This window comes from Caulobacter sp. SLTY (assembly GCF_009905535.1).
GTDB lineage: Bacteria > Pseudomonadota > Alphaproteobacteria > Caulobacterales > Caulobacteraceae > Caulobacter.
Genome location: NZ_JAAALA010000015.1, coordinates 25,689 through 40,592, shown reverse-complemented (window position 1 = coordinate 40,592; position 14,904 = coordinate 25,689). Strand labels below are relative to the sequence as shown.

19 protein-coding genes, 1 tRNA gene and 1 pseudogene are annotated in these 14,904 nt (G+C 67.5%); 16 read left to right on the top strand and 5 right to left on the bottom strand.

From position 1 onward, the window contains the following. Positions 1-14: 14 nt before the first annotated feature. A complete protein-coding gene (locus tag GVN21_RS10450; protein WP_166574680.1) occupies positions 15-350 on the top strand; it encodes a hypothetical protein in 336 nt (111 codons plus the stop codon). Here GVN21_RS10450 and GVN21_RS10445 read toward each other — a convergent pair. Further along, positions 347-877 carry a DUF2087 domain-containing protein gene (locus GVN21_RS10445; RefSeq protein WP_166574679.1) on the bottom strand — a complete coding sequence of 177 codons (531 nt, stop codon included), beginning with the start codon at positions 875-877 and terminating at the stop codon, positions 347-349. The two genes, GVN21_RS10450 and GVN21_RS10445, sit on opposite strands and share 4 nt — an antisense overlap. 220 nt (positions 878-1,097) lie before the next feature. Between GVN21_RS10445 and GVN21_RS10440 the strand changes: the two genes are divergently transcribed. From GVN21_RS10440 to GVN21_RS10430, 3 genes are read left to right on the top strand one after another with little or no spacing between them, the layout of a single operon-like run. Continuing rightward, positions 1,098-1,436 carry a helix-turn-helix transcriptional regulator gene (locus GVN21_RS10440; RefSeq protein WP_166574678.1) on the top strand — a complete coding sequence of 113 codons (339 nt, stop codon included), beginning with the start codon at positions 1,098-1,100 and terminating at the stop codon, positions 1,434-1,436. After that, a complete protein-coding gene (locus tag GVN21_RS10435) occupies positions 1,433-1,867 on the top strand; it encodes an SRPBCC domain-containing protein (protein WP_166574677.1) in 435 nt (144 codons plus the stop codon). The genes GVN21_RS10440 and GVN21_RS10435 overlap by 4 nt, the downstream gene beginning before the upstream one ends. Then, the gene (locus GVN21_RS10430; RefSeq protein ID WP_166574676.1) at positions 1,864-2,502 is read left to right on the top strand and encodes a glutathione S-transferase family protein; all 639 of its coding nucleotides are present in this window, start codon (positions 1,864-1,866) and stop codon (positions 2,500-2,502) included. The genes GVN21_RS10435 and GVN21_RS10430 overlap by 4 nt, the downstream gene beginning before the upstream one ends. Here GVN21_RS10430 and sfsA read toward each other — a convergent pair. Then, entirely contained in the window at positions 2,499-3,200 is a 702-nt protein-coding gene (gene sfsA, locus GVN21_RS10425) for a DNA/RNA nuclease SfsA (RefSeq protein ID WP_166574675.1), read from the bottom strand. The two genes, GVN21_RS10430 and sfsA, sit on opposite strands and share 4 nt — an antisense overlap. A gap of 49 nt (positions 3,201-3,249) precedes the next feature. On the opposite strand from sfsA, the gene GVN21_RS10420 reads away from it, so the two are divergent. The 6 genes from GVN21_RS10420 to GVN21_RS10395 all read left to right on the top strand — a co-directional run bounded on the left by GVN21_RS10420 (position 3,250) and on the right by GVN21_RS10395 (position 5,611). Continuing rightward, entirely contained in the window at positions 3,250-4,017 is a 768-nt protein-coding gene (locus GVN21_RS10420) for a competence/damage-inducible protein A (RefSeq protein ID WP_166574674.1), read from the top strand. Positions 4,018-4,064: 47 nt separating this feature from the next. Continuing rightward, positions 4,065-4,358 (top strand): hypothetical protein, encoded by a 294-nt coding sequence (locus GVN21_RS10415; RefSeq protein ID WP_166574673.1) that lies wholly within the window; start codon positions 4,065-4,067, stop codon positions 4,356-4,358. 63 nt (positions 4,359-4,421) lie between these two features. Then, the gene (locus GVN21_RS10410) at positions 4,422-4,739 is read left to right on the top strand and encodes a hypothetical protein (protein ID WP_166574672.1); all 318 of its coding nucleotides are present in this window, start codon (positions 4,422-4,424) and stop codon (positions 4,737-4,739) included. Positions 4,740-4,816: 77 nt separating this feature from the next. Next, the gene (locus tag GVN21_RS10405) at positions 4,817-5,116 is read left to right on the top strand and encodes a hypothetical protein (protein WP_166574671.1); all 300 of its coding nucleotides are present in this window, start codon (positions 4,817-4,819) and stop codon (positions 5,114-5,116) included. 49 nt (positions 5,117-5,165) lie between these two features. Then, positions 5,166-5,249 (top strand) — tRNA-Leu (locus tag GVN21_RS10400). Between the two features lie 80 nt (positions 5,250-5,329). Further along, positions 5,330-5,611, top strand: coding sequence for a hypothetical protein (locus GVN21_RS10395; RefSeq protein ID WP_166574670.1), 282 nt, complete (start codon positions 5,330-5,332; stop codon positions 5,609-5,611). A 3-nt stretch (positions 5,612-5,614) separates the two neighbouring features. Here the strand turns inward: GVN21_RS10395 and GVN21_RS10390 are convergent, their stop codons facing one another. The 3 genes from GVN21_RS10390 to GVN21_RS10380 form a co-directional block, all read right to left on the bottom strand. Beyond that, positions 5,615-6,796, bottom strand: a complete 1,182-nt coding sequence (locus GVN21_RS10390; protein WP_166574669.1) for a cupin domain-containing protein — start codon at positions 6,794-6,796, stop codon at positions 5,615-5,617. 85 nt (positions 6,797-6,881) lie between these two features. Next, the gene (locus tag GVN21_RS10385; RefSeq protein WP_166574668.1) at positions 6,882-7,574 is read right to left on the bottom strand and encodes a TorF family putative porin; all 693 of its coding nucleotides are present in this window, start codon (positions 7,572-7,574) and stop codon (positions 6,882-6,884) included. A 274-nt stretch (positions 7,575-7,848) separates the two neighbouring features. After that, complete coding sequence (locus GVN21_RS10380) at positions 7,849-8,670, bottom strand: SDR family oxidoreductase (RefSeq protein ID WP_166574667.1); 822 nt, start codon at positions 8,668-8,670, stop codon at positions 7,849-7,851. 67 nt (positions 8,671-8,737) lie between these two features. Between GVN21_RS10380 and queF the strand changes: the two genes are divergently transcribed. From queF to GVN21_RS21360, 6 genes and pseudogenes are all read left to right on the top strand, one after another. Beyond that, entirely contained in the window at positions 8,738-9,193 is a 456-nt protein-coding gene (queF, locus tag GVN21_RS10375; protein WP_166574666.1) for a preQ(1) synthase, read from the top strand. A gap of 11 nt (positions 9,194-9,204) precedes the next feature. Next, positions 9,205-10,515: an MFS transporter gene (locus tag GVN21_RS10370; RefSeq protein WP_166574741.1), complete on the top strand. Its 1,311-nt coding sequence runs from the start codon at positions 9,205-9,207 to the stop codon at positions 10,513-10,515. Positions 10,516-10,628: 113 nt separating this feature from the next. Further along, positions 10,629-12,287, top strand: coding sequence for a S8 family peptidase (locus GVN21_RS10365; RefSeq protein WP_166574665.1), 1,659 nt, complete (start codon positions 10,629-10,631; stop codon positions 12,285-12,287). 13 nt (positions 12,288-12,300) lie between these two features. After that, positions 12,301-13,593, top strand: coding sequence for a hypothetical protein (locus tag GVN21_RS10360; protein WP_166574664.1), 1,293 nt, complete (start codon positions 12,301-12,303; stop codon positions 13,591-13,593). After that, positions 13,590-14,354 (top strand): annotated as a pseudogene (locus GVN21_RS21365) (SIR2 family protein); the annotation flags it as partial. The gene GVN21_RS10360 and the pseudogene GVN21_RS21365, both read left to right, overlap by 4 nt. A gap of 24 nt (positions 14,355-14,378) precedes the next feature. Then, positions 14,379-14,888, top strand: a complete 510-nt coding sequence (locus tag GVN21_RS21360) for a pYEATS domain-containing protein (protein ID WP_346764246.1) — start codon at positions 14,379-14,381, stop codon at positions 14,886-14,888. Positions 14,889-14,904 lie beyond the last annotated feature (16 nt).

The window sequence follows — 14,904 nt, the reverse complement described above, 5'->3', positions numbered from 1 at the left end:
ACGAGGAGTTTCCCATGCAAGAGTACATCTGCCTTTACGTCGGCGAGCCCGGCGATGGTCCCGGCGACATGAGCCCCGAAGACATCGGCCGCGGCATGCAGGCCTGGGGCCAGTGGCACGAAGACCATGCCGATGCGATCGTCGTGAATGGCGGCCCGGCCGGTCGCACCAAGAGCGTCGCCAAGAATGGCGTCACCGACATCCGCAACACCGTCGCAGGCTTCGTCGTGGTAAAGGCCGAGAGCCATGAGGCCGCGGCCGCCATGTTCGAAAACCACCCCCACTTCTCCATCTTCCCCGGCACGGCCGTGGAGGTGATGCCGGTGATGCCGGTCCCGACGATGGACTAGCCCGCAGGGCCGGGGACCTGGCGGATCAGCGCCAGGGCCTCGACCGGCGGCGGCCGTTCGGTGCGCCGATAGACACTGCCGTCCCGGTTGCGGGTCAACAGGCCCATGTCGACCATGTCCCGCCGCAGCAGGGCATGGTCGCCGAACAGGTGGCCGGCCTTCAGCCGGTCGTTGACCTGGCGCTCTGTCAGGTCGGTCTCGGCCGGCAGCCGCGACCACAGCAGCCACAGGCACAGGCGCTGCTGGCTGACCTTGGCGGGCCAACTCGCCAGCCTTCCGGAGGCGTCGAAATACCGGGCCGTCCTTTCGACCAGCAGGTGGTCGACCGGCGGCGCCGGCGCGGCCAGTCGCCCGCCGGCGTCATGCTGGGCTTTCAGCGCCTGATAGTTCCGGTGACCGGCGGCGCGGGCCAGGATGTTCAGCATCTGGACGTGGCCGGGAGCGGTTTCGAGCGCACGGATTTCGCGGCTCAGGGTCTTGGCCAGCGCCGAAATGTCGGGCGCGGCGAAGGGCAGGGGGTCTCTCATCACTCATCCTCGTCGTGCCGAGGGCGATCCGGTGAGGATCGGTCGTGGTCGCTGACTTACGACTTCGGCACGGGACAAGCGGGTGACGAAGGGTTTCGAAGTGGCAGGTTTAGCTTCCCGGATGGGACAGCGACGCCTTGGTGAACTGCCGACCGAGGCTGGCGATAACACAGGCGGCCCCCGGTTGACAGAGTCGCGGCCGTGCTAAATAGTTCGCCATATGGTGAACTATCAATCCAACGCCATGGATCGCACCTTCTCGGCCCTGGCCGATCCGACGCGGCGCTATGTCCTCTCGCGGCTGATGGACGAGCCCGGCCTGTCGGTCAGCGAACTGGCCCGGCCGACGGCCCTGAAGCTGCCCGGCCTGATGAAGCATCTGGACGTGCTGTCCGACGCCGGCCTTATCACCCGCACCAAGACCGGCCGCACCGTCTCGGTCCAGCTCACCGCTGGGCCGATGCAGGAGGCCATGGCCTGGCTCGAGCGCTACGAACGATTCTGGACCGCCAGCCTCGATCGGCTGGCCGCCCTCGTCGAACAGGACCCGGACGCGTGAGTCCGCCCAGCGTGACCCTGGTCCGCCGTATCAAGGCCTCGCCCGCCCGCATCTGGGCGGCGATCACCCAGCCTGACCAGATGCTGCAATGGTGGGGTCCTGACGCCGGCCCGACGCTCAGCGCGGAGGCCGACTTGCGGCCTGGCGGTCGCTACAGCATCGTCTTCTGCCTGCTGGACGGCCATCAGGCCAACCCGACGGGCGTCTATCGCGAGGTGATCCCGGAGCGGAAGCTGACCTTCACCTGGGACCTGGACGACTGGCCCGATACCGAGACCCTCGTGACCTTCCTGCTCGAGCCGATCGAGGGCGGCACGGAACTGACCCTGACCCACGAGCACCTCCCCACCGCGCCCCTTCGCGACAGCCATCAGCACGGCTGGCTCGGCTGGCTGGGCCAACTCGCCACCTTCCTCGGAGACGCCCCATGAGCGACATCGTCCTTGTCACCTACGACTGGGTGCCGGAAATGCCTCGCGGCCATGTCCGCGACATCCGCGCCCGCTGGGCGCTGGAGGAGGCGGGCCTGGCCTATCGGGTGGAGAGCACGCCGTTCAGGGATCGCGGCGCGGAGCACCTGTCCCACCAGCCGTTCGGCCAGATCCCCTGGCTGGTCGATGGCGACCTGTCGATCTTCGAAAGCGGCGCGATGCTGCTGCACCTGGGCGAGAAGAGCGAGGTCCTGATGCCCGTCGACCGCAAGGCCCGCGCCGAGGTCAAGGAATGGCTGTTCGCCGCCCTCAATTCGGTCGAGGCGGCGACCCAGCACTGGACCCTGCTGAAGATGATGGGGCACGACGAAACCAACCCGGCCTGGGCGTTCATCGACAGCTTCGCCACCATCCGCCTGCAACGCTTGGAGCCGGTGCTGGCGGCCCGCGAGTGGCTGGCGGGTAGCTTTTCGGTCGCGGACATCCTGATGGCCGACGTGCTGCGTATCGTCGACCGCCTGGACGGCTTGGCCGCCTACCCGGCCGCCAAGGCCTACGTCGCCCGCGCCACGGCCCGACCGGCATTCAAGAAGGCCCACGCCGACCAGATGGCCCACTTCGCGGCGGCGGATTAGCGCCGCCAGGGGATCGGTCGTTCGATCTCTATTCGGTCTGTCCCCATCGCGCAGGCATAGATCAGCACCTCGACGCCTGCGTCCGCCGCATGGTCCAGCGCCGCCGCGAATACTGGGTCGAGATCATGGCAGGCGGCGAAGGCGTCACAGTCGGTCCGCTGAATCACGAACAGCACCACCGCCCGGTCCCCGACGCCGACCATGGCCTCCAACTCCCGCAGGTGCTTAGCCGACCTTGCGGCCACACAGTCGGGAAACTCGGCCAGCGCCCCCTCGCGGCGCAGGTGGACGTTCTTGACCTCCAGCCAGCAGGACGGCCGGTCCGGGTGGGTGAGCAGAAAGTCGATCCTGCTGGCCTCACCGTACTTCACCTCCGGCCGTACGCTGGCATAGCCGGCCAGCTCCGGAATCCGCCCGCCCGCCAGCGCCTCGGCGACCAGCCTGTTGGGCAGCATGGTGTTGACCCCGGCCAACCCGTCGCCCGTCTCCACCAGTTGCAGGGTGTGGGCCAACTTGCGCTTGGGATCGTTCGAGACCGATAGCCAAACCCCCATCCCCGGCTCCTTCAGCCCCAGCATGGCGCCGGGGTTGGGGCAGTGGGCGGTCACCACCCGGCCGTCATCCAGGATGACGTCGGCGAAGAAGCGCTTGTAGCGGCTGACGAGGCGGCCCCTCAGCAGGGGTTGAGGCAGGTCCATGAGCGCTCTAAGTCGGATGCAGCAGCGGATGTAGGCGAGGAGCGGGGCAATGGCGAGCCAGGAACGGGTGACGGCCGCCGTGCTGATCATCGGCGACGAGATCCTGTCGGGTCGCACCCAGGACACCAATCTCAACAGTATCGCCCGCTACATCGCCCAGTACGGCGTCGATCTGGCCGAGGCGCGGGTCGTCGGCGACATCGAGGAGGAGATCGTCACGGCGGTGAATCACCTGCGCGGCCGTTACGACTACCTGATCACCACCGGCGGCATCGGCCCGACCCACGACGACATCACCGCTGACTGCGTGGCCAAGGCGTTGGGCGTGCCCCTGCACGAGCATCCCGAGATTATCGCCATGATGTCCGCCCGCTGGGGCGATGAACTCAACGCCGCCCGTCGCCGCATGGCGCGGGTGCCCGAGGGCGGGACCCTGGTGAAGAACCCGGTGCAGGGGCCGCCGGGCTTCCAGATCGGCAACGTCTTCGTCCTTGCCGGGGTGCCCAGCATCATGCGCGGCATGCTCGAGGATGTGGGTCACCGGCTGCGGGTCGGGGCGGTCGTCATCTCCCAGACACTGCGGGTCGAAGGCTCGGGGGAGGGGGTGATGGCCGCGCCGCTGGAACGGGTGGCCCGCGCCTATCCCGACCTTTCGATGGGCAGCTATCCCTTCTTCTCGCCCGCCGGCTACGGCAGCCAACTGGTCATCCGGGGGCGGGACCTGGCCCTGGTCGAGGCGGCGCGCCGCGATCTTGAGCAAGCCCTTGTCGCGGAAGGCGTGGGAAACATTACTTTTCTTGACAGCGACGGCCGCTGACGCTCTCCTCGGAACCTGAGTTCACACGTCATCCGAGAGTTCTGTTTATGCGCATTGCTGTCATCGCCTTCGCCGCCGTGGCCCTCGCCACGCCCGTCCTGGCGCAATCGGGCGCCGGCGCGCCAGCTCCCGCGCCGGCGGCCACCCCGAAGAAGAAGATCGACGATCCTAACCGCATCGTCTGCAAGCGCGAGCATGTGGTCGGCTCCAACCGTCCCCAGAAGGTCTGCATGACCGTCGCTGACCGTGAACGGTTGAAGGACCAGACTGATCAGTTGACCGATCCGGGCCGCCGCTCCGCCGGCACGGCCGAAGACTTCAAGAACGGCCCAGCCCTCTGACGCGGGTTTCCGCGAACCGCTGATTGGCGTATCCTCCCTCGGCATTTGCTGAAGGGGGGCGCCATGACTCTTGTGGGTACCGCATTGTTCGCCGTCGTGCTGGCCGGTTCGGCCGTGGCCCAACCGACCGGCGTCAGCCCGGTTCAGGTCGCCAAGCCGGCCGCGCCCAAGCCGATCAAGCCGGCCAAGAAGAGCGGCCTGGACGATCCCGACCGGATCGTCTGCAAGCGCGAGCATGTGGTCGGCTCCAACCGGCCGCAGAAGGTCTGCATGACCGTGGCCGATCGCGAGCGCCTTAAGGACCAGGCCGATCAGCTGACTGATCCGGGCCGCCGCACCGCCGGCACGCCCAATGACTTCAGCGAAAACCCGCAACCCTGATGAGGCCGGCCTGAGCCGGCTTTTCGCAAACCATTGATTGGCGTATCCTCCGCGGGCATTCGCAATGGGAGGACGCCATGGTTCTCGTAGGTACTGCGTTGTTCGCCATCTTTCTGGCCGGCCCGACCGACATGTCGGCGACCAAGGTCAAGGCTGGGTCAGTCGCCCGGACCGACTTCGCCATCGGCACGCCGGGCAAGCTCGATCACGACCGCATCGTCTGCCGCAAGTCGACGATCGGCAGCCGCCGCGACCGCAAGGTCTGCCTGACGGCGCTGGAGTGGACCCGCATCGAGGACTCTGCCCAGCGCAATCTGGACACCACCCTCTATGGCCAGGGCGTCGAGCGTCAGCCTAAGCAGCCGAAGAACCCCTGATCGCCACCCTTGCCATCCCCGGCGTCGGCTCTAAACAGGTCGATCCTTCGGGGACGTGGCGGAATGGTAGACGCAGCGGACTTAAAATCCGCATCCGCAAGGAGTGTGGGTTCGAGTCCCACCGTCCCTACCAAGGCCGGCGGGCAGGCGCTGCCTTGACCTCGCCTTTCTGTGGTGGTCTGTCCGGCGGCTCGTAATCGACGAGTCCAAGCCATGTCCCTGCTTTTGCCCGCCCTGCTTCTCGCCTTGGCCGCCGAGCCGGCCAATGTGTCGCCGGTCGATGTCCGGAAGCCGGTGGGCCAGACCAGTGTTCGAATGCCGGTCGGCAAGATCGGCGTGAACGACCTCGACCGGATCAGCTGCAAGCGGGAAGCGGTGGTCGGCAGCCGGCGTCAGAGGAAGATCTGCGACACGACCGCCGGCTGGCAGCGTCGCGCCGACGAAGCGGCCATGGCCATGGATCCGGGCCGTCGCACGAGCGGCCGGGACAACTAGGCTTCAACGCCGCGGGGCGACCAGGCCCGCCCGGCCCATCCGTTCGACCAGGCCTCGCAACGCCGTCTCTTCCGCCTGGGGGAACCAGGCGGCCAGTTCCTGCAGGGTGAAGGCCGGTCGGCCGAGAATCCAGGCGGCGGGCTTGTGCAGGCCGTCCAGCGGCATCAGGCCGGCCTGGGTGCGCAGGACCCAGCCGTCGGCGTGGCGGACGACCTCGGCCGGTCGTGGCGCGACCTCGAAGGCCTCCAGCGGCCCGACGGCGGGCAGGGCGTATTCCGACAGCTCCCCGAAGATCGAACGCTGCAGGTCGGCGACCTCCCCCTGGAAGACGCGGGTGGTGGCGATGGCTTTCAGCCGATCGGCGAGATCGGCGAGGCGCTGGGCGAGCGCCGCGCCGCCGTCCTGGGCCGGGTTAGGTAGCCAGGCGCGGAAGGCGCTGTCGTTCATCGCCTCCTGCTCCAGCAGGCGGAACAGGATGCGGGCGGTGCGCGGCTCGACAGAGAAGGTGACGTGCAGCGAGGCCTGGGAGCTGGCCAGGGCGTCGTGGAACTGGCCGCGCGGGATGTAGAGCAGGTCTCCCGGCCGCATGGTCACCTCGCGCAGCAACCGGCCCTTCTGGCGGTCCAGCTGCTGCTGCACCTCGGGATGATCGGGCGGGCCGGCGATGGGGTTGTCGGCCCGGCCTTCATAGATCCGCCAGACCTTCTCGCCCTCGGTGTGGAAGGCGAAGACCTCGTGGCTGTCATAGTGGCTGTTGAAGGCCCGGCGACCGCCGAACGAGCAGTAGATGTTGGCGCTGGTCAGGCCGAGCAGGGCCTGTTCCAGGACGCCGGCGGTGCGGCGCAACTCGGGCGTCAGGGTCTCGACCGCATTGGCGACAAGGCTGGCGCCCATCGACAGGAAGGTTCGCACCTTGCGCGGGTTCACCCGCCGCATCTCGCCGTCCAGGGTGTTGACCGTGTCGCAATAGTGCTCGGGGCCGATGCGGCGGCCCTCGATGAACAGCTTCAGGCGCGGCTCGGTCCAGGCGGTGGAGACCGACAGGATCTCGTTCAGCCGGTCCCAGGTGAGCAGGCCCTGGCGCGTCCCGCCGGCGGCCGGGATGTGGAGGGGCGTCTTGCCGTAGTAGTCGGCGAAGAAGGTCTCGGAGGTAACGGGCGCCAGCAGGGCGGCGAAGTTGTCCATGCCCTTCGATAGCCGACCGTTCGGGCAGCGAAAAGGCCGCCGCGACGGATCGCGACGGCCCGATCGATCCTTGGAAGGTCCGGCCCTAGGGCAGGGTGGTCTTCAGGGTCAGGACGACCTTCGAGCCGCAGAGATCGCCGCACTTCAGGTCGCTGTCATGGTACCGCAGGTCCAGGGCCAGCTTGTCCAGCGGAGCCCAGCCAACGCCCAGGTTCCAGGTGGTATAGTCGCCGGCGAGCTCAGCGTCCTGAATGCCGACGGCGCCGCCGACCGACCACTTCTCGGCGAACGAGTAGCTGGCGTTGATTTCGCCGTACAGCGCCTCGTCTTCAATGCCGAAGAAGTCGGGTGAGTAGTACCAGGCGGTGCCCAGGGTCACCGGGCCGGCCGGGATCGAGGCCGCAACCTTGAACTCGCTGTAGGCATAGTCCGCGCCGCCCGGCTCACCGACGTAGCCGTAGTAGATGTAGGCGAGGTCGAGAGTCACCGGACCCAGCTCAGGCTTCACGCCGACGTAGAGGTCGATTTCCGCATCGGTGTCATCGCCGAAGTCGACGTTGGACACCCAGGCGCCGGCATAGATCGGGCCGTTGCTGAAATCGACGCCGCCGAACACCTGCGGGCCGTCCGTCTGGCTCACGCCGCGGAAGATGTAGTCCGACGCAATGCCGGCGTTGAAGCTGAACGACGCCGTGCTCTCTTCTTCCTGAGCGAAGGCGGCTCCACCAAGGGCCAGGGAGGCGGCAGCGCCCGCCAGGGCCAGTTTCCAGAATTTCATAGCTATCCCCTATTGATTGACGCCCGAGGGCGCCTGCGCGCCTGGAGCGTTGCCCGCCGTCTCTTCGATCGAGGGTCGCGCTCAGGATGGGCGAAGGGTTCCCGGCTCGCTAACCTCAGTCAGGTCGGGGCCGCAAAGCCGGCTCCGGCTGTTGGGAATCTGAGCGCGGCCGGAGCCCGTCGCCTATCTTTTAGGCAGCCGCCGTGTGCCACGACTCGACCGGGCCACGCCATGCCGGAAGGGAAGGCGCCGCATAAAGACGGTATGCGTGGCTTCAGCGCATCGCCATGGAGGCGAAGCCCAGGTGAGTCCCGGCATCAACCAGAAGGGTTTCGCCGGTGACATGGCGCGAGGCCGGGGCCGCGAGGAAGACGGCGGCGCCGGCGATGTCCTCGGCGGTCGAGGCGGCCTGCAGCGGCGTGGACCGGATGACGCCCTCGCGCATTCGGTTGACCGTGTCGTCGGCCATCGACTTGCCGAACCAGGGGGTGTCGATGAAGCCGGGACAGACGGCGTTGACCCGAATCTTGGGGGCCAGGCCCCTGGCGAGCGACAGGGTCATGGTGGTCATCGCCCCTTTTGAGGCGGCGTAGGCGACAGAGGAGCCGATGCCGGTCACCGCGGCGATGGAGCTGGTGTTGACCACCGCGCCTGGCTGCGGCGCGGCCTCGAGCAACGAGCGGGCGGCGCGGACCATCTGGAAGGCGCCGACCACATTGACCGAGTAGAGCCGCAGGAAGTCGTCGCTGGTCAGGGCGTCGAGATCCCCATGGTTTGGGGCGAACTTGGTCATGCCGGCGTTGTTGAACAGGGCGTCGATCTTGCCGAACGGCTCGGCCGCCGCGGCGATGGCGCGGCAGGCGGCATCATCGGAAACATCGCCCTGGGCCAGGACGCCTTGCGCGCCCTCGGCCTCGACGAGCCGGACGGTCTCGGCGGCCTCGTCCCTGCTGCTGGCGTAGTTGATGATCACCGCCTTGGCGCCGCGCTGGGCGGTCTCCACCGCGATCGCCCGGCCCAGGCCTGTCGAGCCGCCGGTCACCACAACTACGAAACCGCCGAAGTCCTTGCCCGCCATCTGGCCTCTCCCTTTCAATGTTGCGCCGGTCTTAGCGTGGCCCGGCGGCCTTGTCCCCCCTTCGGCGCGGGTCTAAATCGCGGCGATGGAAGAGACCCATCTCACTCAGCTCGGCCGCCAGACCGAGGCGCCCCAGCGCCCCGAGGACGCCATCCTTGAGCGCGTGCCCAACCCCCAGGCCGGGACCCTGTACCTGGCCCGGTTCGTCGCCCCGGAGTTCACCTCCCTCTGCCCGGTGACCGGCCAGCCGGACTTCGCCCACCTGGTCATCGACTATGCCCCGGCCGATTGGCTGATCGAGAGCAAGTCGCTGAAGCTGTTCCTCGGCGCCTTCCGGAACCACGGCGCCTTCCACGAGGACTGCACGGTGGCGGTCGGCAAGCGGATCTTTGATACCGCCGAGCCGAAATGGCTGCGCATCGGCGGCTACTGGTACCCGCGTGGCGGCATCCCGATCGACGTCTTCTGGCAGAGCGGCCCACCGCCGGAGGGGCTGTGGCTGCCCGACCAGGGGGTGGCGCCGTACCGGGGCCGGGGCTGACCGGCCTTCGGATGAAGCCGTTCCACCACCTGCTGGCCAACAACCTTGTGGCCAACGTGACCAACTTCACGGTTTGGTTCGCGATCACTTTCTGGGTCTACCTGGAGACCCGGTCGGTGTTCGCCACCGGGATGATCGCAGGGGTCTATCTGGTGCTGACGGCGGGCCTGGGCTTCTGGTTCGGCAGCCTGGTCGATCATAACCGCAAGACCGTAGCGATGCTGGGCTCCAGCGTGGCGTCGTTCGTGCTCTACGGCCTGTCGCTGGCGGTGCTGCTGGTCGCGCCCGAGGGGGCGATGAAGCAGCTGTCGGGTGTCTGGCTATGGCTTTTCATCGGGCTGGTAATGATGGGGGTGATCGCCGGCAACGTGCGCAGCATCGCCTTGCCGACCCTGGTGACCATCCTGGTTCCGGAGGATCGGCGCGACAAGGCCAACGGGCTGGTGGGGATGGTCAGCGGCGTCGGGTTTCTGACCACCTCGGTGATCAGCGGCTTCCTCGTGGCCTGGGGCGGCATGCTGCTGACCCTGGTGTTCGCCCTAGCCGCGACGGCGGTCGTGTACGTCCACCTGCTGTTCGTGCAGGTCGATGAGCCGAGGGCCACGCCGGGCGAAGGGGCAGAGCCTGGGCGGATGGACATTCGCGGCACCATCGCGGTGATCGCCGGCGTGCCGGGGCTGTTCGCCCTGATCCTGTTCGCCACCTTCAACAACTTCCTGGGCGGCATCTTCATGGCGCTGATGGACGCCTATGGCCTGTCGCTGGTGAAGGTGCAGACCTGGGGCCTGCTATGGGCCTTCATCGCCACGGCCTTCATCATCAGCGGGCTGGTCATCGCGCGGACCGGGCTGGGGTCAAACCCTCTGCGGACTCTGTTGCTGGCCAATCTGATCGCCTGGGTCGTCTGCATCTTCTTCACCCTACAGCCATCGATCTGGCTGCTGGTCGCCGGCTGCTACAGCTGGATGTTCCTGGGGCCATGGGCAGAGGCGGCAGAGCAGACCACATTGCAGAAGGTCGTGCCGTTCGAGCGTCAGGGCCGGGTGTTCGGCTTCGCCCAATCGGTTGAACAGGCCGCCTCGCCCCTGACCGCCTTCCTGATCAGCCCCCTGGCCCAGTTCGTCTTTATCCCCTTCATGACCGACGGGGCAGGGGCCGACGCCATCGGCGACTGGTTCGGCCGCGGCGAGAACCGCGGCATCGCCCTGGTGTTCACGGTCGCCGGGGTGGTGGGGACGGTGGTCACCCTGCTGGCCTTCTGGTCACGCTCCTATGGGCGACTGAGCGCCGTTTACGCTGACGGCTCAGGCGCTGGGTCGTAGAAAAGAACGACTGTGACCTGCGTCACGGCCGTTGGCCGCTGACCCGATATGGTCTCCGGACGTGAGATTGCATTTCGGCCACACCGCCTATTCAATCACACGCGGAGTGCGACATGACCGACGCGAACAACGACAGCAAGAAACCGAAGACCGCAAAGCGCGATCTCGACAGCCAGTACGCGCCCTATGTGGTCTCACCGCAGCTCCTGAACCGCTTCGGTGTCGAGACCGATGCCCCTGAAGCGGAAGTGCCGCCCGCCCCCAGACGGGACGACGTGTCGAAGCTGCTCGCGGCCATCGAGCCCGAGGAGGTGGAAGAGCCGGCGGCCCTGCCGATGGCCAGGACGATCATCGACCCGAACTTCGACTACTTCGGCGGCAAGCCGATGGCGCTCAAGGCAATTCGCGCCCTGGTCGAAGAGGTCGGTGGAGAGGTGCTCAGCCAGTCCACCCGCCAGCATGTGGTCGCCCTGCTGACCCTCAAGCAGATCACCAGCCTGCTCGATGGCGACGGCTCCGGCGCCAACCGGGCGATCTACAAGATCTGGCCGGACAATGAGCTCGACGTCCACCTTCACCGGTCCGTCCGGCTGGTGAAGGCCGAGGCCTGCGTCCGGGCCTTCGGCGCGGAGGGGGCGGGGATCACCTGGGCGGTGATCGACAGCGGCATCGACGGCTCCCATCCGCACTTCGCCATCTATGACAACCTGTCCCTGCAGCCCCCGGCGGCGGCCACCGAGGCCCAGGCCAGGCTGATCGACCGCGTTGAGCACATGAGCTTCCTCGACAAGGATTCCAATCCTCTGGTCGACCTCTATGGCCACGGAACTCATGTGGCCGGGATCATCGCCGGCGCCACGCCTTGCGACGCCGCCCAGGCGGGCCGCGGCGACAACCAGCCCAAGCCCAGGGATCCGGGCGCGGCGCGGTTGGTCCGTCGCCGCAACGACCGGGGCAAGGTCCGGCTGCATCACGAGGCCCTCGAGCATGGCCTGACCGGCGTCGCGCCTCGCTGCAAGCTGGTCAGCCTCAAGGTGCTGTCCGACGAGGGCAAGGGGCACGAGAGCGCCATTCTGGCCGCCCTGGACTATGTCGACCAGCTCAATGAGGACGGTGAGCGGATCCGCATCCACGGGGTCAACATCAGCATCGGCTACGGCTTCGACGCGGAGTGGTACGCCGCCGGCCACTCGCCGGTCTGCGCGGCCGTCAACCGCCTGGTGAAGAACGGCGTCGTGGTGGTGGTCTCGGCAGGGAACGACGGCTCGGTGATGCTTCAGCCGGAGGGGGCCGGGGCCCTGAAGCGGGTCGGGCTCGATCAGTCGATCGCCGATCCAGGCAATGCCGAACACGCCATCACCGTCGGGGCTACCCACCCGGAGAGCCCGGACAAGTACGGCGTCTCTTATTTCTCCTCCCGCGGGCCGACCGCCGATGGGCGACCCAAGCCGGACATCGTCGCCCCCGGCGAGCGGATCCTGTCATGCGCTTCCTGGAGCACGGTGCAGCAGGCGGCCAAGGACGACTTCCTTGAGGGGACCTTCGAGCCCGTGAAGGGCGTCGCCTACTATCGGGAGGAAAGTGGAACCAGCATGGCTGCTCCGCATGTCTCCGGCGCCTGCGCCGCCTTCCTGTCGATCCACGAGCGCTACATCGGCGACCCAATGGAGGTGAAGTCCGCCCTGATGGACAGCGCCACCGACCTGAAGCGCAAGCGCGACTTCCAAGGCGCCGGCATGCTCGACGCTTTCCGCGCCATCCAATCCCGCTAGAGGAGCCCGAGGAATGACCCAGATCGCCGGCCTGCCGTACAAACGGCTGAACTTCACCCTTGACGATGGCAAGGTGAAGTCCCCCCCAGCTCCGGCCCTTCCGGCCGGGATCACCGATCTGATTGTGGTGTCCCACGGCTGGCACATGGACGCGGACGCCTCCGAGGCCCTGTACCAGACGCTGATCGGCAACCTGGTGCAGGTCGACGCCGGTCGCTGGGACGCCAAGGCGCGCAACGTGGCCGTCTGGGGCGTCTTCTGGCCCTCAGACCGTTTCCGCGATGACCTGGGCGCCGAGACGCAACAGGTGGTCGGCGGCGCCGCGGCCTCGGCCGGCGGCGAACTGCACCGGGAGGTGCTGAAAGCCCAGGCCCGTCAGATTGCCGACTTCCTGGGGATCAAGGATCCCGAATTCGAGAAGCTGGTGGTCCGCGCCACTGCCAGCGAGCCGGACGCCGACGAACTGGCCGACGTCCTTCGCCAGGCGGTCGGCCTGAACGACGCCGATGAGCAGACCGCGCTGGACCACAAGGAACTGGCGGAGCCGGGCAGCCGGATCGTCGCCAACCTGTCCCGAGCCCTGACGCCCGCCTCGCCGGCGGCGTCCGCGGGCGGCGGCGGGGCGCCCGGCCAGGCGGCGGGCTTCTTCAGCGGCGCCAGCGCCGGCGTCGCCAAGATGCTCAACCAGTTCGCCTATTTCGAACTGAAGAAGCGGGCGGGCGCGGTGGGTGAAAGCCTGGGCGCGCTGCTCGACGCCGCCGCCGGCCTGGACATGGTGCGGATTCACCTGGTCGGCCACAGCTTCGGAGCCCGCCTGGTCACCGCGGCGGCGGCGAAGATGACCCGCAGTCCCCAGAGCATGACCCTGCTCCAGGGGGCCTTCTCGCACAATTCCTTCGCCGAGAAGATCAGCTACGGCCTGCTCTACAAGAACATCGTCGGCGGCTATCGCAAGGTGATCTCGGGCAAGAAGATCAACGGGCCCATCGCTATCAGCCACACCTGGAACGACGAGGCGGTGGGCCTGGCCTATCCGAGCGCCTCGCGGGTGTCCCAGACCGTGGCCAACGCCATCGTCAAGGTCAGCGCCAAATTCGGCGGAGCCAAGGACGTGTTCGGCGGCCTCGGCGCCAATGGCGCGCGCGGCCTGCCCAAGGCCGAGGGAACCGATATCGTCTACGACGGCGTCTCGGCCCTAACGCTCAAGCCGGGCCACGTCACCAACCTGCAGTGCGACTTCATCACCGGCCACAACGACGTCGGCCGGATCGAGGCGGCGCGGGTCCTCCACGCAGCGATGGAATGAGTACGGCGCCCTCGCAGGCCCATGACGCCCCCTTCGCGCCGTTCGAGCAGGATGACGCTTTCAAGGGCCTGCTGCGGCTGATGAAGAGTGATCGCCCGCCGATCGCCCTCGTCGGCGCCGGCGCCAGCGTCAACTCCGGCTACGTGACCTGGAAACAGCTGGTCGAGGAGATGGAAAAGCGCGCTGGCGACAGCGGCGGACGCTGGAAGACGATCCTCGCAGATCTGAACGACGCGCCATGGACAGCTCAGGTCCACCGCCTCTCTATGCGGGAAGCGGCCTTCCACGATCTGATCACCACCCTGTTCCAGTCGCGGGGCGCCCTGGCCGAGCCGCATATCAGCCTGGCGGAGATGCGCTTCCGGCATTTCCTGACCACCAATTACGATCCCTGCATCGAGGAGGCGCTGGCGCTGGCTGGACAGACGGCCTGGCGGGTCAACTGGACAGACCAGGCGGCGCTGTCGGAGTTCCTGATTTCGCTGAGCGAACCTCAGCCGCGCAAGGCGGTGGTCTATCTCCACGGTCGGTTCGACAACCCGGCCGACATCGTCCTGACCGAGCGGTCCTACGTCGAGCGCTAAATCTCCAGCGACGACGCCCGCCGCAAGCTGCTGGCGATCTTCATGACCCATCCGGTGGTGTTCGTCGGCTTCTCGATGACCGACCCGGACTTCGCCAACCTGATGCGGGAGGTCACCGCCCGGCTGAGGTCCAGCCCGCCGGCCCACTACGCCCTTCTCGGTTACAGCACGATCGAGGAACGCGAGGCCTACGCGCTCCGCATGACCGACAAGTTCGGCGTCCGGCCCGTTTTCTACAGCCTCAAGGTCGCGCCCGGCGAGGATCGGTACGCCAATCTGATGCTGTTGCTCGACGCCCTGGCCGAGAAAGATCGGCCGGTGCGGAAGCTGGCGACGGTCGAGCCTCCCGCCTCCGCGCCCGGCCCGGTGGACCCTAACGATCCCAACAAGCGGCAGTTTGGTGAGCAGGCCGAACGCAACGGCCGGCGGCTGACCGCTCGCCCCCTCAAGCAAGCCGGCGACTGGGTCAGGTTCGAACTGGTCGTCAAGGCCACGGACGAGCGCCCCATCCGGGGAAGGGTCGAGTTTCACCTCCACCCGACCTTCGACGAGCCGGTCGTACGCGTTACCGCGGACAATGGTTCGGCGAGCTTTGTGGGCATGTCCTATGGCGCCTTCACCGTCGGCGTGGCGCTGGACGGCGGCGAGACGCGACTGGAGCTCGACCTGGCCTTCCACCCCGATTTCCCAGTCGGGTGGCGGCAGCGATAGCTACGCGAGCCCTGTC